The sequence below is a fragment of the Lawsonibacter celer genome, assembly GCF_014281125.1.
Lineage (GTDB): Bacteria > Bacillota > Clostridia > Oscillospirales > Oscillospiraceae > Lawsonibacter_B > Lawsonibacter_B celer.
The window spans coordinates 329875-352314 of record NZ_JACOEA010000002.1 but is presented as its reverse complement, the minus strand read 5'-3'; the positions used below and the strand labels follow the sequence as shown (position 1 = coordinate 352314).

At 51.5% G+C, this 22440-nt stretch carries 16 protein-coding genes and 1 tRNA gene; 7 read left to right on the top strand and 10 right to left on the bottom strand.

Annotation, left to right across the window (positions count from 1 at the left end):
• Nucleotides 1-95 precede the first annotated feature (95 nt).
• On the bottom strand, nucleotides 96-941 hold the full coding sequence (locus H9Q75_RS06475) for a pyridoxamine kinase (protein WP_186565356.1): 846 nt from the start codon (nucleotides 939-941) through the stop codon (nucleotides 96-98).
• Nucleotides 942-1169: 228 nt separating this feature from the next.
• Here H9Q75_RS06475 and H9Q75_RS06470 point away from each other — a divergent pair.
• Nucleotides 1170-1255 (top strand) — tRNA-Leu (locus tag H9Q75_RS06470).
• A 427-nt stretch (nucleotides 1256-1682) separates the two neighbouring features.
• On the top strand, nucleotides 1683-2732 hold the full coding sequence (locus H9Q75_RS06465) for a hypothetical protein (protein ID WP_186565355.1): 1050 nt from the start codon (nucleotides 1683-1685) through the stop codon (nucleotides 2730-2732).
• Here the strand turns inward: H9Q75_RS06465 and H9Q75_RS06460 are convergent.
• From H9Q75_RS06460 to H9Q75_RS06435, 6 genes are all read right to left on the bottom strand, one after another.
• Complete coding sequence (locus H9Q75_RS06460) at nucleotides 2700-3998, bottom strand: recombinase family protein (protein WP_186565354.1); 1299 nt, start codon at nucleotides 3996-3998, stop codon at nucleotides 2700-2702. The genes H9Q75_RS06465 and H9Q75_RS06460 overlap by 33 nt on opposite strands.
• Nucleotide 3999: 1 nt before the next feature.
• The gene (locus tag H9Q75_RS06455) at nucleotides 4000-5658 is read right to left on the bottom strand and encodes a recombinase family protein (protein ID WP_186565353.1); all 1659 of its coding nucleotides are present in this window, start codon (nucleotides 5656-5658) and stop codon (nucleotides 4000-4002) included.
• A gap of 152 nt (nucleotides 5659-5810) precedes the next feature.
• A complete protein-coding gene (locus H9Q75_RS06450; protein WP_186565352.1) occupies nucleotides 5811-5999 on the bottom strand; it encodes a hypothetical protein in 189 nt (62 codons plus the stop codon).
• A gap of 34 nt (nucleotides 6000-6033) precedes the next feature.
• Nucleotides 6034-7440 carry a relaxase/mobilization nuclease domain-containing protein gene (locus H9Q75_RS06445; protein ID WP_243200709.1) on the bottom strand — a complete coding sequence of 469 codons (1407 nt, stop codon included), beginning with the start codon at nucleotides 7438-7440 and terminating at the stop codon, nucleotides 6034-6036.
• The gene (locus H9Q75_RS06440; protein WP_186565351.1) at nucleotides 7434-7748 is read right to left on the bottom strand and encodes a plasmid mobilization protein; all 315 of its coding nucleotides are present in this window, start codon (nucleotides 7746-7748) and stop codon (nucleotides 7434-7436) included. Before H9Q75_RS06440 ends, H9Q75_RS06445 begins: the two co-directional genes overlap by 7 nt.
• 410 nt (nucleotides 7749-8158) lie before the next feature.
• Nucleotides 8159-9139 carry an AAA family ATPase gene (locus H9Q75_RS06435; RefSeq protein WP_186565350.1) on the bottom strand — a complete coding sequence of 327 codons (981 nt, stop codon included), beginning with the start codon at nucleotides 9137-9139 and terminating at the stop codon, nucleotides 8159-8161.
• 417 nt (nucleotides 9140-9556) lie between these two features.
• Here H9Q75_RS06435 and H9Q75_RS06430 point away from each other — a divergent pair, with 417 nt between their 5' ends.
• Entirely contained in the window at nucleotides 9557-10342 is a 786-nt protein-coding gene (locus H9Q75_RS06430) for a hypothetical protein (protein ID WP_186565349.1), read from the top strand.
• A gap of 17 nt (nucleotides 10343-10359) precedes the next feature.
• On the top strand, nucleotides 10360-10632 hold the full coding sequence (locus H9Q75_RS06425) for a hypothetical protein (protein WP_186565348.1): 273 nt from the start codon (nucleotides 10360-10362) through the stop codon (nucleotides 10630-10632).
• Nucleotides 10633-10935: 303 nt separating this feature from the next.
• On the opposite strand, the gene H9Q75_RS06420 is transcribed toward H9Q75_RS06425, so the two are convergent.
• From H9Q75_RS06420 to H9Q75_RS06410, 3 genes are read right to left on the bottom strand one after another with little or no spacing between them, the layout of a single operon-like run.
• Complete coding sequence (locus H9Q75_RS06420) at nucleotides 10936-11151, bottom strand: helix-turn-helix domain-containing protein (RefSeq protein WP_186565347.1); 216 nt, start codon at nucleotides 11149-11151, stop codon at nucleotides 10936-10938.
• Complete coding sequence (locus H9Q75_RS06415) at nucleotides 11148-12851, bottom strand: LuxR C-terminal-related transcriptional regulator (protein ID WP_186565346.1); 1704 nt, start codon at nucleotides 12849-12851, stop codon at nucleotides 11148-11150. The genes H9Q75_RS06420 and H9Q75_RS06415 overlap by 4 nt, the downstream gene beginning before the upstream one ends.
• 15 nt (nucleotides 12852-12866) lie before the next feature.
• Nucleotides 12867-14195 (bottom strand): ABC transporter substrate-binding protein, encoded by a 1329-nt coding sequence (locus tag H9Q75_RS06410; RefSeq protein WP_186565345.1) that lies wholly within the window; start codon nucleotides 14193-14195, stop codon nucleotides 12867-12869.
• Between the two features lie 382 nt (nucleotides 14196-14577).
• Between H9Q75_RS06410 and H9Q75_RS06405 the strand changes: the two genes are divergently transcribed.
• The 3 genes from H9Q75_RS06405 (at nucleotide 14578) to H9Q75_RS06395 (ending at nucleotide 22364) form a co-directional block, all read left to right on the top strand.
• The gene (locus H9Q75_RS06405) at nucleotides 14578-14949 is read left to right on the top strand and encodes a zinc-ribbon domain-containing protein (RefSeq protein ID WP_186565344.1); all 372 of its coding nucleotides are present in this window, start codon (nucleotides 14578-14580) and stop codon (nucleotides 14947-14949) included.
• Nucleotides 14942-15244 (top strand): double zinc ribbon domain-containing protein, encoded by a 303-nt coding sequence (locus H9Q75_RS06400; RefSeq protein WP_186565343.1) that lies wholly within the window; start codon nucleotides 14942-14944, stop codon nucleotides 15242-15244. The genes H9Q75_RS06405 and H9Q75_RS06400 overlap by 8 nt, the downstream gene beginning before the upstream one ends.
• A gap of 97 nt (nucleotides 15245-15341) precedes the next feature.
• Complete coding sequence (locus H9Q75_RS06395) at nucleotides 15342-22364, top strand: InlB B-repeat-containing protein (protein ID WP_186565342.1); 7023 nt, start codon at nucleotides 15342-15344, stop codon at nucleotides 22362-22364.
• The last annotated feature ends 76 nt before the right edge of the window (nucleotides 22365-22440 follow it).

The following is a 22440-nucleotide window of genomic DNA, read 5'->3' as shown; positions in this document are numbered from 1 at the left end:
TCCTTTCCTGTGTGGCTTGGCTATAGTATACCACGATTGGCGGGAAACAGTCCCAAATACAAGGGGAAGGGACGCCCAAGAGCGCCCCTTCGGACCTATTTCCGGATCAGCTCTCCCAGCAGCTGCTCAAACTGAACGCCCTCCAGCGTGGGCGTTCCCAGGGCCAGGGTACGGTGCACACACTGCTGTACAAAGGCCACCGCCAGCTCCACCCCGTGGGGCAGAGTCTGCCCCCGGAGCAGATCACCCAGCACCACGCTGGCAAACAGGTCTCCGGTGCCCGGGAATTGTCCTGGTTCCTGACGGGCCATGGCAAAATGCGTTCGTCCGCTCTCCCGGTCAAAGCAGCCGGCGCCCAGCTGCTCGGACGCGAGGCTGACGCCAGTGATGACCACCGAGCGCTTTCCATTCAGCGACAGGCGCCTCAGCCATTCCCGCATCCCCGCCTCACTCCGGGGCGCGTCGGCATAATCCTCCCCCAGCAGCAGGGCGGCCTCCGTCAAGTTGGGGGTAATCACATCCGCCCGGCTGGCCAGTTCCCCCATGCGGCGGCACATGGACGGTGTATAGGTGCGGTAAGGCTTCCCGTGGTCGCCCATGACCGGGTCAGTCAGCACCAGGGTGTGGCTCTGCCGGAAGTCGGCGGTAAACTGCGCAATCAGATCAATCTGCGCAAGACTGCCCAGAAACCCGCTGTAGACGGCGTCAAATGTGACGCTCAGCTCCCGCCAGTGGCGGCTGGTCCGCTGCATCTGCTCCGTCAAGTCCAGAAATGCGGCGTTGTCCGAGGCCGGGAAGGCCGTGTGGGCAGACAGGTAGGCAGTGGGCAGCGGACAGCACTGTCCGCCCATGGCGCTCATTACAGGCAGCGCCACCGTCATAGAGCAGCGGCCGAACCCGGAGATGTCCTGGATTACGGCAATTTTCGGCGCGCAGTTCATGGCGCTTCCCCCTTTTGCTACGGTTTTTCATGGTACCTATTATAGCCTCCGTGCGGGTTCAGCGCAATTGACTTTTTGCACGGCAAATGGTAAAATAAATATTACTTCTACGCGGGTATGATGGAATTGGTAGACATGCGAGATTTAGGTCGTGTCACCTTAGTGAAGGATTTTCAGGGCGTACAATTATCATAAAAAACAGCCGGTGCCTGGCACCGACTTATATATGCGGGCGTGGTGGAATTGGTAGACTCGACGGATTTAGGTTCCGTTACCTCAGTGGTGTGCGGGTTCGAGTCCCGCCGCCCGCACCAAAGACGCTGTTGGTTTGTTCCGACAGCGTCTTTACTTATGAGTATGTTGTCAAAACTTGAAAAATAGTATAGAATATAACAAGAATTTATGTATAGAGTTTGACAAAATCGTGCAACAAATTATGTTATACTCCCCTCAAGTATAAATTCCGTTTTATGGGGGGTGATAACGACGAAAGGACATGGTGGATTTATGCTTACAAAAGACGATCACTTAAAAGCGGTGTACTCATCAGACATTGATACTTTTTTGGCCAAACTTGAAGTCCTCGAACAGTTTAATCAAGGCAAGTTCACTTGCAAATATTGCAAAGAAGTTATTACAAGAAACAATCTCTATGCGATTATTCCTATGCCGGATAAAAACGTTGATATGTGTTGCAACAGGCCAGACTGTGTGCTATCTCTCTCTGAGGAGGCGAAATAAATGACATTCTGGGATGTTGTGAGCCAATTTATTGACAAAGGACTTTCATGGACACTTCTGATTGGTGCTATCGTTGTGATCCTATGGCTTCTTTCCCACCCACAAACTGTAAGGGAGTGGAACACACAGATAACTGTGTGGATTGCAGCGTTTGCACCTAAGAAAAGAAAGAAAGCTTTTGAAAAGCGCTTATGCATGACAATTGATGCTGCAAAACTCAAATTTGACGAATCTGCACCACCAGCGTTGAAAAAATTTCTTCCTTATGATTTGAAGGTGGAATGGGTGTCTGAGGCCGAAACAACGGATTCGTTTTTTGAAGATAATCAAGTGGTAGTATATGTTAATTCATATAAGGACGAAGTCAAACAAGCCGTAGGTATATTACATAATTATTGTGCGAAAGGCTTTGGCCAAAACGCAAAGACATATATGCCTGCAAGTGTTTGCAAATCATCAGACTTAATAGTAACACAAAAGTTAGCTCAATATGCTGGCCGCAATATTTATGATTACTTTAATCGCGAATACATTCCAGAGCAATTGAAGACGGATAAAACATTTGTCGCGGTGTTTGACAAACTGAGAAAAATTGATAAAGATGGTTTGTTTCTCCCTGTCCTATTTAACGAGATAGATAAATACGCAAGCAGAGTTTTTCCTGCGCCACCGTCCGACGAAGTCTTTAAGACAATTGTTCATTTTATGGATTTTATTTACGGAATTGCATCTCATACATTGGGAGATGACACAAAACTAACTTTCCGTGAAAATGGGATAAATGTGAAAGTTATTTTGGCAATTTCTGATTTTGCCTATTCCGATATCCAGGCACCAGTTGAAATCGCTCAGAAGGCAATTGATGAAAAGCTCGTAGATACGTTATATGTTTTGGCAACTGGATCAAAAATTCATTTTGCAGAAGATATTGCAAATACAGTATATAGCAGAAATCCACAAGAAGTATTTGAACCAATCAAAACTGAATATAAGCGATATACTCGGCGTCCATTTGGATCAGACGCCATTTGCTTTGAGATTAATGTTTGATAAAGCCCGAACGTGTTCCATCACAATCGCATCTATCTCATGTTCCAGCCCCTGCACTTTCTCCTGCAACGACAAAATGTGGGCGTCGAGGATTGCCTTCCTCAACGCCCACATTTTTTGCATCTTCACAAGTTGTTTCAGTTCTACGGCATACTGTTCACGTATGGATTCCACATAGGTCTGCACAGCTGCGTCCAGCACCTCTTCATGGATACGGTGGGAGGTGCAATAGCTTTTGCCATTGCGATGATACCCACGGCAGACATATTCCACACGGCGCTTGCCGTTCCAGTACCGAATCATAGGGATAAACACATTGCCGCATTCCCAGCAGGTCAGCAGTCCCGCATAGCGGTGCTTGGCCTGATTCCCATTGGCAGGTCGAGCTTGCATTCTCAAAAGTTCCTGCACCTGCTCCCATTCTTCCCGCTCTATGATGACCGGGAAGAAGTTTTCATGGCGATACCAGTTGTCGGAGGCAAGCCGTTTGACTTTACCGCTGGTGGTTTCACTGCGATGGTTGTTCAACACACCTGTGTAAGCCTCCTCCACCAGCACATTTTTCACGCTGGCATATGTCCAGAGGAACTGCCCATCACGGGTTTTGTGCGTCGGCTGAAACTCTATGCCGCATTTCTCGGCTCGGAGCTGCGCCGGGGTCTTTCGCCCCATGGCATTGAGCCGGCGGGCGATTTCTTTCTGCCCACAGCCCTGTAAGTACAGAGAATAGATGATTTGCACCGTGACCGCCGCTTCGGAATTGATTCGGATTTCGTTCCTGTTCTTATCCTTCCAGTAGCCGAAGGGCGGCGTGATCACAATGCCTTCCCGCTGCTTCTGCCGGTATCCCGCACGGATTTTATTGCCGATGTCCCTGGCATAGAAATCGTTCATCAGGCCGCGCACACCGATGATAAGGTCATCTTCATCGCAGAAGGTGTCAATACCCTCCGTCACCGACAGCACCCGCACCCGACATTGCCGCAGGTAGTCGATGAGCAGCCCTGTCTGCGTTTTGTGCCGTCCCAGTCGGGAGAGGTCTTTCACGATAACCGCATCTATGCTTTTCGCATCCACAGCCGCCGTGAGTTCGTCCAGCCCACGGCGGCTGAATTTCATGCCGCTGACATTATCATCGAAGGAACTGCCAACGACGGTATGCCCATGCTTTTCCGCATAGGCACGGCAGATCTCCTGCTGATTGAGCAGGGAGTTCATCTTCCGATCATCGTCGTTGGACAGTCTTGCGTAAAGCCACACCCGCATATCACTTCTCCGCGTAATCGCCGTAGATGGCAGCGGCCAATCTGTCCCAATCGAAGTCCAGATCGCCATAGCGCTCTACCAACTCGCCATTCTCATAGTAGTCGGTGTGACCGCGGAACGGCGCCTTGATGCGGATGTCCAGGTCGATTTTGCCGTCATGCTCATGGACCAGGATCTTGTCCACCAGAAGCCGCAGGTGTGCTTCGGTCATCTTACCTTCCTTGAGAATTTCATCAATAAGGCTGATATCCTTTTTCAGCTTGGCCTGACGGCTCCGAAGCACCTCAGAGATATTTTGCAGCTCCTCAATCTGCTTTTTCGCCGCCGCAATCTCCGCTTCACGCTTTTCAAGCATGCGGTCATAGCGCTCGGCGTTGGCTTTGTCCCGAATACGCTCCATCAGGATCACCTCCACATCTTCTTCCAGACCGGCGATGCGGTCACGGAGCTTGGATATCTGAGCATCGGCGAAAGATGCCTTGGGCGTCCATTTTTCAATGACCTTCTCAAGCATATCCCAGTTCATTTGGTACATAGCCTTGGTTTCGCCCAGTTCTTTGATAATGAGCTCGTCCAGTGTTTCCTCCCGCACCGCATGGGCGGTACAGTGCTCCTTGCCGTAGCGGTGGTAGGTATCGCAGACATACTCGACCCGCTCTCTGTCTTTTAGCTTGATGCGTTTACCGAGAAAGGAGCGCCCGCAGTCCTGACATTGGAGCAGGCCACTGTACCGATGCACCTTTTTGTCGGCACCGGCGCGGACATTCTTTTCTTTGCGTGCCGCCTTCAGTTCCTGCACCTGCTCCCACAGGTCACGGCTGACGATGGCCGGGAAGAAATCCTCGTGACGGAACTGCTCCTCCGGCTCGGTGAGGCGGAAGGTCTTATTGATTTTGTTGGTGTCGCTCTTATGGCAGATGAGCGTGCCGATGTAGCTCTCGTCCTGAAGGATGCGGCTCACCATGGTGGCGTCCCAGATATGTTTCTTCTTGATACCGTCAAAGGTACAGGGCTGCTTTTTGTTCAGCAGCTCCAGCTGCATCAGCGCCGGTGTTTTGCGTTTCTGCTCATTGAGCATTCTGGCAATGGCTTTGAGCCCTCTGCCGCCAACGTACTCGGTATAGATCAGGCGAACGGTTTCAGCAGCTTCCTCCACGATAACGACTTTCTTCGTGTTTTTATCCTTGAAGTATCCAAAGGGCGGGATAGCCACCAGACCTTCTTTCTGCTTCTGCCGATAACCTGTGCGGACACGGCGGCTGCCGTCGCGGGCGTAGAAGTCATTGACCAATCCCTTGAATCCGATGATGAGGTCGTCGTTCTCGTTGAAGGTATCGATACTCTCTGTGGCGGAGAGCACTCGCACGTTGTGTTCGCGCAGATAATCGATGAACAGTGCCGTCTGCGTGCGATGGCGGCCCAGGCGGGATAGGTCTTTGACGATGATGGCTTCGATGATGCCAGCTTCCACCGCTTCGTAGATTTTGTTGATGCCCTCACGGTTGAAGTGCATGCCGCTGACGTTGTCATCGGAGGACTCGCCGACGATTTCGTGACCGTTGGCCAGCGCATATTCACAGATGATTTTTCTCTGGTTTGTCAGCGAGTTCAGCTCTTCGTCTTCATCTCGTGACAGTCGATAATACAGCCAGACTTTCATGGCCTTCTCCTTTCTGCTATGGTGTGCCGGATTATTCACGACACACCATAGCACACACGTTTTTCAATAGCGAACAGAACAATCCCACGGCGCAGAAGTTCTACCTAAGCAACAGGACATGCCCTGAGATTTGTGTGCAGAACACCTATAGTTCACATGGCTTGCTGACGCTTCTGATCCTCTTCGGCGATTTCCACGGCTTCGGTTTCTTTCATCGCGTAGGGATTGTCCACCGCCAGATAATCATGAATCATCATTTTCAGGAACTCGTTGAACTGAGCGTCGGTTCCCACATAGGTGAAGCTGACTTCGGAAATGTTGTTGCGCTTTTTATAGGTCATTTGTACCTCCTTGGAAAGTGAAGACAGCAGACCGTCACATGGTCTGTTGCCAAGTATAGGTTTCTTCGTCCTCGTGGTCATCTGATTTATGCCCGAGGGCGATTTTCTTTTCACGCTCCTTACGGAGCGTTTTGCTGTCGGTGTGGTGACGCATGGTGGTGCTGTCCATCACCGGCGCAGCAGACTGAGATTGTTCCAGCCGCCGCCCGACTTGAACCAGAGCAGAAGCAACGCCGCCATAGCCAGCGCCATTGCCACCGTGACCACTGTCGGCCAGTCCCACTCCGGGAGATGCAGTTGCAGCCTGGGCAGTCTGAACTTCGGAAGAGAGAAACGCTTCTCTTTCGGTTTCCCAACCTGTTCGGTCATCTGCTCCAAATGCTTCACCGCCTTCAGCAGTTCGTCCATCTGCGCCTGCGTCGGGTATGTAGTCGACCTCTCGCACAGTCTGCGCAGGTACGCCCGCTGCAAGTTGCTCTGCTCCTCCAGCGTCTGTAACCGGTTCTCGATGCGGTCCATCGACTCGGGCATCGTCCAGTTGACCACCACATGATGCTCCTGTACTTGCGGCTCGGACGGCATCGGCGGTGTGGTCTGTTCCGGATCCATCTGTCGTATATGCGGGTGACGATTTCTCTCCATGAGCTCGTCCATGGATAAGTTCTGCTCGGATCTCAAATTCATGTTCCATATTCTCCTTTAAGTATTTGTCACCAAACAGCAGGCGGTCACGACACTGCCAGCCGCTCGGTGTGGTGTAGGTGATGTTTTGCCGGGACTTTTCCCAGCGGACTTTGCAGCCTTCGCTTTCCATCAGAGCGATGAACTCTTCGCGGTTGGCAGCATGGCGCATACAGTCATTGATGATATTCATGAGCTGCAGTTTCTTGCTCTGACCACGGGCGGCAGTATGATACTCTCCGATGGTCATGTGCTTGGACTTCTGTCGGTTGGGGTTCGGAACGAACACCGGCAGTGAGAACTCCATGCACACCGCATCGTTTCGCTGGCGCAGTTCCTGGAGCTGTTCCTTTGCGATGTGTAGTTTCTTGCCGGTGTCGAAGCTGACCGAGTTGATGATGAAGTGTGAGTGGATATGCTCACGGTCGGTATGCGTACAGACTAAAACTTCATGACCGGCAAAGTACTCTGCCAGCTTTTGTGCCGCCGAATGTGCAACCGCAGGATCGACATCAGCCCCCTTCGAGAAGCTCTGCACCATGTGATAGAACATCGTGCCATCGGTTTTGTGGTGCAGATACTTCGTAGTCATGAAATCTCCGCAGACCGTTTCCGGTTGACAGTTGATTCCTGTGACCAACTGCCGACCGTTGAACTCCGTCTTCCAGTCCTGAGCGGTGTATCGCAGCACCGCTCCCATGCCCCCACGGGTCTGACCACGTTTGTAATTTGTGAAGCTTATGATTGCCATGGTCACCATCGCTTTCGTTCCGCGATCTCACGGACGGCGATGAGGATGTCAGTGAGGAGCTGACGCACCTCAGTGAGATTGATCACGGTGATTTTGCCCATGTGCGCCAGCGTTACCAGCTGGTTGAGGTTATTGCCGATGGCCTTGAGCTCTTTCAGTACTTCCTTCAGCCCTTCGATGATGACGATCTGCTGACCAAGACAGCAGGCGGTAACATAGTTGCTCATGGACATATGAGCCTGCTTTGCCAACGCTTTGATAGTAGTACGGTCTTCTACAGCCATCCTGGTGCTGAATTTGATATCTTTCTTTTTCATGATGATTCCTCCAAATTTCGCAAGAATGGGGTGTGGGGCAACGCCCCGCCAACATGCGGAAGCCAGACAGCGGCATTGCCGCAGACCAGACAAACGCGATGCTGGCCGTCGTCCGAGCGGACGACGAATCCCTCGCCTCCCCGCAAGCGGTAAGGCTCGTACTCTCTGTCGCTCGTCCTCTTCCCACCGAACCCGCTGTCGCTGGGCTTCGGCGGGAGCCCTGTTATGGGAGAAAATTCCCTCGTCTCCGTTCCGCCTCCTTTTTGCCGAACATGGGTGTCAAAACTGCTGACTGCCCTGCTGTGGGGTGTTACTCTTCCCTGCAGCAAAAGCCGCACACAGCCGCTCCTGTGGGCGCACACGGCGGAGATTTCAGCGCAGAGGGAAAAGGTTGCAAGGGTGCAATGTCCTTAGAACTCTACATCCTTACATCCTTCCTCCGGTAGTTTCCAGAACCACTGGTCGCCAACCTTTTCGGAAATGATACCGAGATTTTTCTTCGCGATATCCAACGTGCGCTTGGACACACCCATGCTCTTGGCTCGTTTCTGCACTTCCTCTGCGGGAACTCTGCCGCTGAGCATACGCTTGAGTTCTTCCTCCATCAGCATGGTCTTTGTCTGTATCTTACCGGTGCCGTTGAGAACATCGTCCACAGTCGCGTCGCAGGCACCCTTCCAGCAGAAGCCGGTCTGCTCATTCAGTTCGAATGCAATGGAGCTGCCCTCGGGAGCGAGACTGTTTTTGTCCTGAGCGACAATACGGATGCGCTCGTTGTCTTTCAGCCGACCGACTACCAGCACACTTCGCGCCGCCGCGCGGAAGTCGATGGAGCCGAGACCGCGGTAGCTGGATTTCTGTCCCTGCGCTTTGTTCATGTGACCAACCAGTAGGACAGCACAATGCGTGCGCTCTGCCATGGCTGCAACACGCTTCAGCACCGGACGCACTTCGTTGGCACGGTGCATGTCCACATCATCACCGAGATATGCCTGGATCGGATCGAGGACGATGAGCCGAGCGCCGGTTTCATTGATGGCGGATTCCAGCCGCTCATCAATAAGGGTGAGTTCTTTGTTGGTTTCATCAATCACCAGAACGCGGGAGCAGTCGGCACCGGATGCAACGAGCCTTGGCTTAATGGTATCTGCCAGACCGTCCTCGGCAGTCTGATAGATCACGTTCATGGGCTCCATGGCATCTTCACATTCTGGGAGAGGTTCTCCCTTCGTCAGCGCCGCAATGACAGCGAGAGCGAACGTGGTTTTTCCCTCACCGGGATCACCCTGGACGATGGTGATCTTGCCCAGCGGAATGTAGGGATACCACAGCCACTGGACAGTTTCAGTTTCCACGGTGTCCATGGAAATGAGTTTGAGTTCATTGTTCATTTGTGTTTCCTCCTTGTGGTTTTTAGATTTGTGTTTTCGGGAGCAGAGTGTACATTGGATTTTTCTCCTTTCTTATATAGTTCAGAGGGCAAAAAAGCGTAGACTACCCCCCGGGAATCTTTCGCTGTTTTCAAAAAGTGTTGGCCGAACATCGTACACCTTCCTGCAGCAGGGACTGAATTGACCGAGCTGCGTTGTCATCTCCCTTGGCACGCTCACCTCATACGAGGATCGTGGCGGTGCTTCGCCGGGAGAGTATGAACTCCGATGACGGGTATTCAATTTTCAAGGTGCAGACAGCGGAGATTCCTCTTTCGTAACCAGAATAACGTAATTTGAGATTGCAGTCAGCTTTCTAAGGTGATAAGCTATAACAAGAAAAATTATTTTATCCTATATAGCTTTTTGAGGTGTAGTATGAACGAAAACAATGCTCCTCTCATGCTGCAGGTGATTGGTGATGTGTGCTGTCTGATGCTTTACCATGCTGACAGTAAATACAACACGTTCAATATGTTTCAGACTGTCGGTGAGCTCCTGTGCATATTCCTGAACGGCGAACATGTCGAAAAACTCGCTCCCGAAAGCGATGCCAAGTTTGCAGCCTCTCACGGAGCAATCATCAAAAACGAAGAGGCGTTTCGCGAGTGGTTGGGGGATTATGACCGCGAGCGTTATTTGCGGATAGTCCATGACATTTATCTTTCTGACGATAAGTATGTAGAGGCACTGAAGCCAAGCCAGCGGCTTCAAATCTACTTGAACTTTTATCAGGACGCACTTGTGACCTCGCTGACAGAACAGGCGATATCTCAGATGGAAGTTACCTTGAGTCGCACTCCGGAGCTAAGTGCTAAGTATGAACTTGAGAGTTTCATGCTTTTGATGAAAACCGGCAGTGTTACTTTGCAGGAGGATTTCAGCCATGCCTGTCAGTTCTTGCAGGAACACGGAATCGCTCTCGCCAACGGGACGTCCTATATGTTCGCGACGCCGGATGAATTGATCATATGGCTTCTGCGCCATGTGATGGAGAAAGACAAATACATCAAGAAATGTGAATTCTGCGGACGTTACTTTGTCCCGAAACGAAACACAAAAAAATACTGCTCCGATGCCTGCGCCAGCAAACAGAGAGAAGAGGACAGTTTTTTGGAGTCCCTGAGTTTCGGACACTGTACAAACGTATCGTTGCAAACCTGACCGACAAGGATGCCCGCATGAAAAAACTGCAGTTGCCTTATGTTAGTACCGCCGATCCCGATACATGGGTTAAACCCAAAGACGTCTTGAAGGAGTTTTACAGCGAGAATGCGGAGTATATGAACACACTGCGTGATGTGTACAGAGAGGTAAATGTAAAAGAACCCGATGGGTTTGCCCTTATTCGTTGGAATACTGCGAAAAACTATTATCTGAACTTTCTACAAAAGCAGTATGACTATGCCACCAGTCTGGAACTTGACCGGGATGCATATTTCAGGCCGGATTAAACACAAAAGTAGAGGCAGGATTCCTATTGCGAATACTGCCCCAGACATAGCAAGAGCACCCTGCATCAACGAAATCGTTCGTTGATGCAGGGTGCTCTTTTTCGTACATATTCAGTTCCGTACTCAGGTTCCACGCCAGACGGAAACCGGCGATAAAACTATACAAGGACAGCTCCTCGGCAATCTGGTCTTTGCAGTCAGTAATCTGCAGGGCCAGTTTTCTCTCTGTCTTATCCAGCTTTTATATGGTACTCCAGCATATTAAAAAATGGAGCAGCCGGCAAGGCTGCTCCATACATAGGGTTATCCGTTCATGATCCAATCGGCGTCGTAGCCGAATTCAAGGGCAATGAGTTTTGCCAGGGAGGGCGAGATCGTCTTGTTCCTGTCGCTGCCCCGTCTGCTGTTACCGGTCAGAATGTAGAGATAGTTTTCAGAAACTCCGATGCGCTTGGCAAACTCCCGCTTGGACAGTTTCTGTTCCTCAATAATCTGATTTAAGCGGTCTGCAAGTGTCATAGCAAGCCTCCTTGTTCCTGTTGCTTCATCAGTGCGGCATAGCGGAGCATTTGCTTTCGTGACGATACGCCCAGCTTGCCCAGAATGTTATGGTTGTGGAATTTCAGAGTGCCTTGCTTGATGCCGGCCAGCTCCAGAATCTCATTTGCCGTTTTCCCTTCCAGATACCATTCAAAGATTTCACGCTCCGCCTTGGTCAGCATCTGTACACCGTCCAGGAACGCCTGATAGTCATCGGGGTCGATCTCGGTCTTTCTGGAATAGGAAAGGCGGTCAAGCTCCTGCTTGGCAGCCGACAAATCTTCCTGTGCCTTGTCGTACTCGGCCTGTGCCTTCTGATATGCCACTTGAGCCTGCTCAAATTTGAACTGTAAGCGAATGTTTTCGCTCTGCACGGTATGCTTTTCCTGCGTCAGTGCATCCAGCGACGCCTCATGCTTTCGATCCTGCTCCGCCAGGAATACAAACAGGTCGTTGATCTCCGGGATGGGAGACTGCGCCTGGGCCCGTTTGTCCGACTTAATCTGTTCCAGGCCTTTCAAAATCGGGGAAAGGTATCTCCGACTGAAAAAGATGCAGCAGCTTACGGCAAAGAACAGCAAAAGCGACCAGAGGACAATGTTTTGCAGGGCTGTTTTCGTGACCTCTCTGTCGTAATCCGACTTGAGCATCATCACCGCTATGGCATAGGGAGCATTGTTGGGCGTGAGCGCAAGACTGCGGGATACGCCCACATAAGAGATACCGTCGCCGGTAAAACAGGTCAGCCCATCGTCTGCGTCTGCTGCGCGCAAGATTCCTGCCGGAGCGCGGTAGTATCCGCTGGATACGCCGCAGCTCAAACCTGCCGCTGCGTCTAACGATGCTTCTTCTCGGGTCAGCAGGCAGGTCAAATGCCTGATCTTGGTAGGCTGGGCGTGGTAGGTCATGAAATAGCTTTCACTGACCTCATAGCCACACACGCCGTAGAAGGTTCCGTCTGTTCCGATGATGGGAACCACCATCAGCATGGCTCTCTCTGAGGTTCCCGGCAGCGTGAAGCAATCCGTCAGATAATAGGCATCCTCCGGCCGAGCAGAACCAAGGGTGCGGATCTCACTGTAATTGGGGAACAGGTCTGTCCGAAACTCCAGCCGCCATTTCCGATGGGGCATGACGCCGTGCCGTTTGCCTGTGTCCGAAAGCCCACGGTAAAGCAGGATGCTTTCGTCGGAGTTTTGATAGCCAGTTTGCTGAAGATACAGACCGGCGCGGGAGCATTCAGCATTGGCTACGGAGCTGTTGACCGTTACATCCAGCATTACAAAAATGCCGGAGCAGTTTTCCTGAAGCATCTTTTGACGCAGGTTCTCGATCAATTCTTCCTGGATACCGGCGATCTCGGCCTCTGCGTCGTTTAATTGGTCAAAGGAAAGACCATGTTCGGCAAGATATTCCTCCAGAAACTCGGTCGTGCTTTCAGAGAGGTGGATACCGGCAGCGGCAAGCATATCAAAATGGGTGGAAACATCCTTTTCAAAGACTTCCAGCTGAATATCCAGCGCTTCATAAGTGTTTTTACCGGCGCTGTCGAAGCGACCGAACAGGAACAGGCCGGTCACCAGCGCCAGCAAAAGCAGCGTTGCCAGAAGGAACATATATCCGAACAGCTTTCGTTTTAATGACCATTCGGAATAGCGAAATGCAGAGAAAATGCCCATGACATCACCTCTGCTTTACTGAATCGAGCAGAAGAAATCCCAGGTTTCTTTTGCCAGCGCATCAACGCTCTCGCCATTGGCGCTGCGCTCCCGCAGCGCAGGCATCATCTGCCGCAGCCCGCCGTACAGTGCGTCAATTTTATCATAGTATCCGCTAAACGTGGGGCGTACCACGGGGGTATAGCCTTCCCGCATGGTCTTGATGGCGTCAAACAGACTGGCGTATCCCGCATCCGGAAAATCATAGTTCTCAATCGCGGCAAAGGCATCGTTGTTCACGGGCATATATCCCGTTTCCGCAACAAAGGCCAGATTGCGCTCACCCTCGGTCAGCCAGCGCACAAAAACAGCGGCGGCTTCGCCCTTCTGCTCGGTGGTCTGATATGCGCAAAGACCCACGCCGGTCATGGGCATAAACTGTTCGCCTTCGCCGGTCCTGGGCAGGGGCAGCACCTTCAGATTCATCGGCTCCGAGGTGTTGTCGGGATAGGTGACGGTATCGTTGTAATAAATGATCGCAGCGGTGGAGCCGATGCCGGACAGGGTTTCACCGGTCATGACCTGGGTGTTGGAATACTGATCCGAAATGGCGATATGCCCCTGCACCAGCGGCTGGGCAAATTTCGTCCAGGAGCGCTGGATGGCCGGACTTTCGGTGTTGTACCAGCCGTTCTCGGTGTACTCCAGATCATCGCCACTGGCCATGACATCAAATTCGATATGGCGGATCAGGTAGTCAAAGGCGCAGAAAGGCTTGCCGTCAGACCAGTCATAATACCTGGCGGCGGCATCAAAGAAGCCTTCCCAGGTGGAAAGGGTGTCATAGGTCACTCCGGTATCGGCGGAAAACCGCTCAAACTGGGAGCCGTTCAAAAACAGTGCGTAAGTGGACTTGGACACAGGAAAGACCATCAGCTTTCCGTCCATCGTTCCGTCATTCAGAAATTCCGGTACATAGCTCGCCAGCTCGTCCTTGCTGAAATATGTATTCCAGTCCAGCAGATTGTCGGCTCCCAGTTCAGCTACGGTGCTGGAGTTGCCGGAGAACAGATCGGGCATTTCCGGTGCGCCGGGTTTTCCGGACATTGCCTCCTGCAGCTGCGCTGTGATCTTGGAGCTGCTGGACACATTGGTGACGGTCACGATGATGCCCTTCTCCTGACCCACCGTGGAATTGAATTCCTCCACCAGCCGGTTCATCGGGGAGTCGGCCTGTTCGCCATAGACATGCCACAGAGTCAGCGTGACCGGTTCCTTCGGGTCAAGCGCCGTCTTTTCAGCGCAGCCGGTCAGACCGCACAGAGTGAGCAGTGCAGCAAGCAAAAGTGTGAGAGATCGTTTCATGGATTTGTTCCTCCTTCGTTGGGTTGCATGGCTCTCTCCCCGAAAACCAATGAAAATCAAGAAAATTTTCAAATTTTTTTGCTCCCATCCCTACCTTTTGGGGGTTTGGGTAGGGGACAAAATCGGGGAAATCCGTATAATGATAGCCGCAAGGGAACATCAAGGAGGGTATAAGCCTTGCCGTTCACAAAAACAAGAATGGGGTACCCCTTTATTTGGGAAACAAAGTTTCCCAAATAAAGTCCTCTGTCGACGCGCCAACGAACACAGAGGCCGCCCTTATTTATTTATATTATAGCGTCTGCTATTGACTTAGTCAATACTGCCTGTCGCAGACAGGGCATCGTTTGAAACCACGATTTGCGAGAAAGGAGGCTAAGCCTTGAAAGGAAAACCCACAGCGAGTTACAAGCTCATTGCAGACGCGGGGGGCAACCGCTTTCAGTTTTTCTGCGATCTGTCCGGCGCGCTTGCCTGCACCACGGAGCCGGTCCGCGCCGATACGCCGGAGGAGGCGCTGATGCTCGCCTGGAAGCGTGAGGGCAGGCAGCACTTCAACCACTGCCACAAATGCGGCAGGTGGGTATCGGATGTGATGTATAACGCCGATGTGATGGAATGTGTGGATTGCGCCCCCTGGGAGAATGTCCCCAAGTTCTGTCCGCAATGCGGCAAGAGGCTTTCTTCACCGGAGCGGTTCTGCTCCAAGTGTGGGGCAAAGCTTCTTTACGAAGGGAGTGAGTTCGATGACTGACAGAATACAGGCGCTCCGTCTGGAGGGAATGAAACGCTTTGGCTTCGGCCCCGATGTGATGAAGCAGACCAAGGTCTGCCGTGTGTGCGGCGGCACAGCGGATGCAGCGCAGCGCTATTGCAGCGACTGCGGCGCAGAGTTGCCCCGCGAAACGCTCTTTGACCTGTATAAATCCCACCACCTTTCCTGCACGAAATGCGGCACGGTGGTAGCCAGCACCTCGGCCTATTGCCCGGAGTGCGGAACGCGGCTGGCACGGCGGACTCCCCGTCCCCTGCGAAGGGAGGTCGGATAGGCCGATGAGAAGAAAGAACTTCCCAACCGGCATAAAAGTGCCTTCTGAACAGAAGTGATTGAAGAAAACTCTATGGAAAACAAGGAGGGAAACATTTATGAAGAAGAAAACCAACAGGCTGCTCAGTATCCTGCTCTGCTGCGTGATGCTGATCGGTCTGCTGCCGACTGTGGCGTTGGCATGGACGGCGCCGACCCTTTCAGGGGATGGTGGCGGCACGTGGAACATCCAGCTCTCTGCTGAAGGTGTGCTGTCGTGGAACGAGCAGCAAAGTGCCACGAGTTACACCATTGAGGTGGACGAAACCGCAATGGGCGTGACCGTGACCAAAATTGAAAATATCAACGGCACCTCGTACAATCTGATCAATCGCTTCAAAGAATTGAAGATTGAAAACGGTACTTACTATTTCCAGATCAAGGCAAACGGTCCGGATACAACTTCGAACACGATCAGCTTTAAGTATGTTTCGCCGCAAGAAAAGTTGTCCGCACCGCAGAATTTGCGTTGGGATGGAACCGTAGCTAAATGGGACAGTGTTGCCAATGCAACCGGATATGAAGTAAAACTTTATAGTGACAGCGGTTCTCTTCAGTTAAGTAAAACGACATCTGAAACACAGTATGATTGGAGTACGAACGTTTACAACGATGGTTTCTGGTTTGAGGTTGTGGCAACAGCTGACAACTACCGTAACAGTAATGCTGCCGAAGGTCCGAAGTACGGCACTTATTCTTGGACAGCACCGACTCTTACTGGCGGTAAAGCAGAGTGGAACGTTACGCTCTCTGACGATGGTATGCTCAGATGGAACGATATGGGCAGCGCGAGTTACGACATTGAGGTGGATGAAACCGCAATGGGTGGTACCGTGACCAATATTTATAGCATCAACACAAACACATATAATTTGATCAATCGCTTCAAAACTCTGAAGCTCGAAAATGGAACTTACTATTTCACTATCAAGGCAAACGATTCGGACACAAATTCGGGAACGATCAGCTTTAGATATGTTTCGCCGGAGTCCAAGCTGTCTGCCCCGCAGAATTTGCGTTGGGAAGGAACCGTAGCCAAGTGGGACAGCGTTGCCAATGCAACCGAATATAAAGTTATACTTTATACTTCCAGCGGATCTGTTCAGTTAAGTAAAACTACAACTGAAACACAGTATGATTGGACTACCGAAGCTGCGGACGGTCGATGGTTTGAGGTTATTGCGACAGCAGCGGATTACCGTGACAGCAACGCTGCCGAAGGTCCGAAATATGTTGTGGTGACCTACAGCATTGGCGCTTATCCTTATGATGCAACCGTTGACGCAACCCAAGCTGGCGGTCAGGTATATCTGACTACTGATGAAGGTACCGATGGTTGGTCAAGCGATGGATATATCAAAACAGCCACCGAAGGTACTACTGTAACATTAAATGCCAATCCGGCAACCGGCTACAAGTTTGTGGAATGGAGACAAGGAACCAGCGGAGCAACGATTTCTACTGAAGCAAACTATCAGTTTACTGCAAGCGAAAACAAGTATTTGTATGCTGTCTTTGAAACAATATCATCGACATCATATAATATTGAGTTAGCAATTTTTGATAGTACATACACAACGACTGACGGAGGAACAGTATCTATTCAAACAAATCAAGGCTCTTCCGTTGCAGGTCAAAGCGCGACAAAGAGTGCAACTGAAAATACTGCTGTAACAATAACTGCGGTGCCGAAACAGGGATATGAGTTTGTTGCATGGAAAGTGTCTTCCCCGTATGTTAGTACTGCATTCTCTACAGAAGCGACTTACACATTTACTGTGACAGAGAGCGTTGTTGATACTAACGAAAATCCCCCGCTTCTGTTTTTGTATGCTGTATTCCAGGAAACACAACCGCAAGCAACAACTTATTTAATCAACTGTGTTGCTCACAATCTTTCGAGTAACGAGATAGGCGGAAAGGTATTTCTCGAAACCGATAAAGGTGGTACCGGTTATGCCGCTTCGCAGCAACAATACGCAACCGAAAACACAACCGTAAGACTCATTGCAGTTGCAGAGCCTGGCTATCAGTTTGTCGCCTGGAGAAAGAGTACTCCGACTGATGCGAATGCCACCGTTTCTACCAACACAGAGTATCAGTTTACCGCTACCGAAGCAGTATGGATGTATGCTGTTTTCGAGTACACCCCTGACTGCACGGTCGAGTGTGTTCCTTTTGATATCACCGGCGGAATAAATAACGGACAAAATAATGTGGGCGGAACGGTTTCCATTCAGACCGACAAAGGTACTGCCAGCGGTACAATTACGCAGTCGCTCAAGGCAACCAGAAATTCTTCCGTAACCGTTAATGCAGTTGCAGCTTCCGGCTATGAATTCCTTGGCTGGAAAAAGGCATCCCCTTACGTTCAGGATTTCGTCGCCACAACAGCGTCTTATACCTTTAATATCAACGAAGAGCTGTATTTGTACGCTGTGTTCCAGAAGATACCCCCTGTGGTGGGCGGCTATATCGACTTTTTGACCACGGACAACAACGTCTGCTTTGCCGAAACCGATGAATCCGGCTTTATGCGCGTGAATCTTTTCGGCAACGGCAAAGCAATGAAGCTGCCTTTGGTATACCGCACCGACAATCTTGATCTTAAGTTTGACGGCTGGTACACCGCGAAAGTGGGCGGTGAAAAGGTCACCGAGGATACCGTATTCAACGGCTATACCATCCTCTATGACCGCTGGACTGCAGCGAATATCGCAAATGAGAAAATTATCACTGCCATTGAAATCCCCAACTCCGCTCTGGTCAACGGATATACGGAAATCGAATACATCAACGCTTCTTCTGCCGTGAATATGGACGGTGTTGTCAACAGCAAGGTTTATGCTGTCTATAATGGCTTGAACGCATACGGCAGTCAGGTCACCGGAGCGGAAACCATCGATACCTCCAAGGACTATTCCGTTGTGACCACGGTCAAGCTGCAGGATGGCTATTACTTCGCTCCCAACATCAGCCTGACTGCACAGCACGGCGTCAGAGCAGGTGTTACATATCGTGCGATCGTTGATGGCGTCGGCGTAACCACGAATACCTGGAATAACCTTGCTACCACCGTGGATATCTGCATCAACTTCCCCGCAGGCGGCAACAATGTCGGTTTTACCACCGAGCCGGTGGGCGGCACTGTGAACGAAAATGAGCCGTACAACTTTACCTGGGGAGTTTCCGGTCAGCCGACTGCTGCGGAACTCCAGGTGAAAAGTGGCAATGACTGGGCAACGGCTGATACCTTGACCGTTGGCAACACAACTGGCACAATTGCTGCACAAACCGGTACGAAGACTTACCGTATCCTCGTGACCTACGGAAACAGCGGATCTATTTACTGTAATGAATTTACCGTGACTTGGCTGGCTGCTGTGCAAAACACTTTCTCGATGTCTCCTGCCAGCGGCACCGTCAAGAATGGCACCGACTATTACTATACTTGGGCGTGTGTTCAGACACCGGCTACTGCCAACCTGGAACGCAAGAACGGTGATAATTGGGATGAATTGGGATCTGCCACAGACAGAAAAATCACATGGAACGACAGCTATGCCAACAGCACTCAGACATTCCGCATTAAGGCAACTATGGCCGGTGGCAGTGCTTTCTACAGCAATGAATTTACCGTGACCTACAAGGCCACCCCGCTGTTTACAGTACAGCCGGCTGACGGCAAAGTGGCGATTAACGCAACCTACACCGTGAACTATGCCTTTGATAAGGGCGATGCACAAAACGATGGCGACAAGGTGCTGCAAAAATACAATGGGAATGATTGGGATAATATCAGCACCTCCGAAGTCTATTTTACTCAGGCTGTAGTTCCCGCACAGGATGCTGAAACAACGGGTACTTATCGCATCGGTATCCAGGAGGACGGAAACTGGACATACAGCGAATCCTTTACCGTTCAGTGGGTCGATGATTACACCTTCGAGATGGACAAGGACAGCCTCGCTTGGGGCAGTGTTGCAAAGACTGATGGCTACAACGAGTACGCCAAGACCATCAAAATCATGTACACCGGCACCAAGACAGGTACACTGAAATATGATACCCCTACAAACTTTTATGTGCAACACTGGCATGGAGCTAACTATGACACCCTTACCTTTACCCCCAAGACTGACATCACTGCCGGTACTCACAATGAATCCGTTAATGTTTGGGTAAGCAGCAATGGCAGCGATGTGCTTGAACAAAAGACCGCCAGCCTCTCCATCACCATTGAGGCTCCGACCTATACCGTGAGCTTCGATAAAAACGGCGGCAGCGGCTCGATGGCTTCTGTTTACAATGTTTCCGGCAGCTATGAACTTCCGACCTGCGCCTTTACCGCCCCCGCCAACAAGGAGTTTAAGGCTTGGCAGGTAAACGGCGGAGCAGAAAGGAACCCCGGTGAAAGTATTACCGTGACCGGCAACATCGTTCTGACCGCTCTTTGGAAAGACCTCCCCGTTGTTTCCGGCTATACCATCACCTTTGCTGCTGGTGAAGGCACAGGTACGATGAATTCCGTCGCAGGCGCCAGCGGTACTTACCATTTGCCTGCTTGTACTTTTACAGCACCTTCCGGCAAGCAGTTTAAGGCTTGGCAGGTAAACGGGCAGGAACTGCAGCCTGGCCAAACCATCACTGTTTCTGCCAATACGACCGTGACTGCCCTTTGGCAGAATATTCCCGCCAGCTACCACACGGTCAATTTCTCTTCTGCGAATGTCTGCGGTGTGTCCGGCAGCTACAGCACAACGCAGTATGTGGCGCAGGGGCAGGCTATGACCGACATCATCGTTACGGCAAATGACGGTTATTATTTCCCCGATCCTCTCCAGGTGTCGGGCGCAGGAAGCGGCGTTACCGTAACGAGAGACAGCTATACCCAGGTAACGATTTCCGGCACACCGACCAGCGGTGTCAGCATCATGTTCGGCCCGAATGCCAAAACAAAAGAAGCTACGCCTAACACCGTTACTTTCGAGGCTACCGGCGCCGATACCGGCAATCTGTGCAACCTGGAAAACGGCGTGACCTATTCCGTTACCGGTGCGGCTACTGCTGAATTTACGGCATCCGGCACAACCCACGAGTTGACCAATGTTGTGCCTGGAACACTGAATATCGTAAAGAAAGCAACCGACACCAACACCAAGCTCGACTCCGATGCACATCCCTACCCCGTGGACAAGAATAACAGCGTTCCCAACCTGTACAGCACGAATTGTTCTGATTCCAACAATAACAACGGCTCTATTTTGAATGTAACTTCCGAGATGGAATGGCAAAAATCCGGAGCTAATAGTTGGACTACTGGCAACGGAAGTAATGTCACCGGCCTGACCCCCGGAACCTATTATGTCCGTTACAAGGCAAGCAGCATCAATCTGGCCGGCATTCCCCAAACCATCAACATTGCTGCTTACGGCGTAGCGCAACTGACCGGCACTGTCGAAATTACCGGCGATGCCAAGTTCGACGCACAGTTGACTGCGGATACCTCCGGCATTACCAACAACACCGGTACCCTGTCCTATCAGTGGAAGCGTGGCAACACTGAGATTGGCACAAACAGCGCGACCTATACAATTGTTGAGGCCGATATTAACAGTACCATCACCGTGACTGTGACCAGCAGCGTCCAGACTGGCAGCGTCACCAGCGCCGCCACTGCGACCATTGAAAAGGCCGACGGCCCCGCTGCTCCCAGCGTGACCCCCGTCGCCTGCACAAACGGCAGCAACAACGATGGTAAGATCACCGGTGTCACGACGGCGATGGAGTATTCCACTACTTCCAACTTTAACTCCAAGACCACCTGCACCGGTACAGAGATCACCAACCTCGCCAATGGCACCTACTATGTCCGTGTGGCTGAAACCGCTACCCAAAAGGCCGGCGCAGCGGCGACCGTGAATGTTCCCGCCTACAGCGCAGTACCTACTTACGGAATTGACCTCGATGTTAACAATACATATAGCTTTGATGCGGTGACTGTTGGTTATGCCGCGATTGCAGCCAAAACTGTGACAGTAAGCAACACCGGCAACAGCGCAACCGGCCCTCTGACCGTGGTGCTCTCCGGCACCGATGCCGCCAGCTTCACGCTGAGCACGGCTAACATTGCCGACATTGCAGTGGGCGGCAACGCTACCTTTACCGTTGTACCCAACACCGGTCTTTCCGCCAAGACCTACACGGCAACCGTGACCGTCAGCGGCGGCAACAGCATCAATGCCAGCTTTGATGTGAGCTTCACCGTCAATCCCGCCGGCGGCGGTTATACCCCTGCCACTTATAGCGTTACCGTAGATAAGACAGATAACGGCTCTATTTCCGTCAGTCCGAAGTCTGCAAGCAAGGGCACGACCGTGACCATTACAGTCAAACCCGATACAGGTTATGAGCTGGATACCCTGAAGGTCGTTGACAAGAACGGCGACAAGGTGAAGCTCACTGAGAAAGATGGAAAGTACACCTTCACCATGCCCGCCTCCAAGGTTACCGTCACCGGCACCTTTGTCGAGATCGAGCAGCCCATGGTCAATCCGTTCATTGATGTGAAGGAAAGCGACTACTTCTACAATGCTGTCATGTGGGCGGTTAAGTCTGGTGTTACCAAGGGAACCAGCGCCACCACGTTCAGCCCGAATGCACCCTGCACCCGTGCGCAGATGGTCACGTTCCTGTGGCGAGCCTCCGGTTCTCCCAAGCCGGTTACAGATGTCTGCCCCTTCACCGATGTGAATATGGACAGCTACTACGGAAAGGCCGTTCTGTGGGCCGTGGAAACGGGCATTACCAACGGCACCTCCGAAACCACGTTCAGCCCCGAAGCGGATTGCACCCGTGCGCAGATGGCTGCGTTCCTCTGCCGCATGGCAGGAGGCAAGGCTGCAAGCAGCGCAATTGGCTTTACTGACGTCAGCGCTGATGCCTATTACGCCAAATCTGTCCAGTGGGCCGTGGAGAACGGTATCACGCTTGGCACCGGCGACGGCACCACCTTCAGCCCCAACGAAATCTGCACTCGTGCGCAGATGGTGACCTTCCTGTACCGCTTCTTTGTAAAGTAACATAGCGTTTTAGTCAGCTGAAATTTAATATCATTAATCTATTTCATCGCTCATTTCATCAATCACCTTGTGTTGA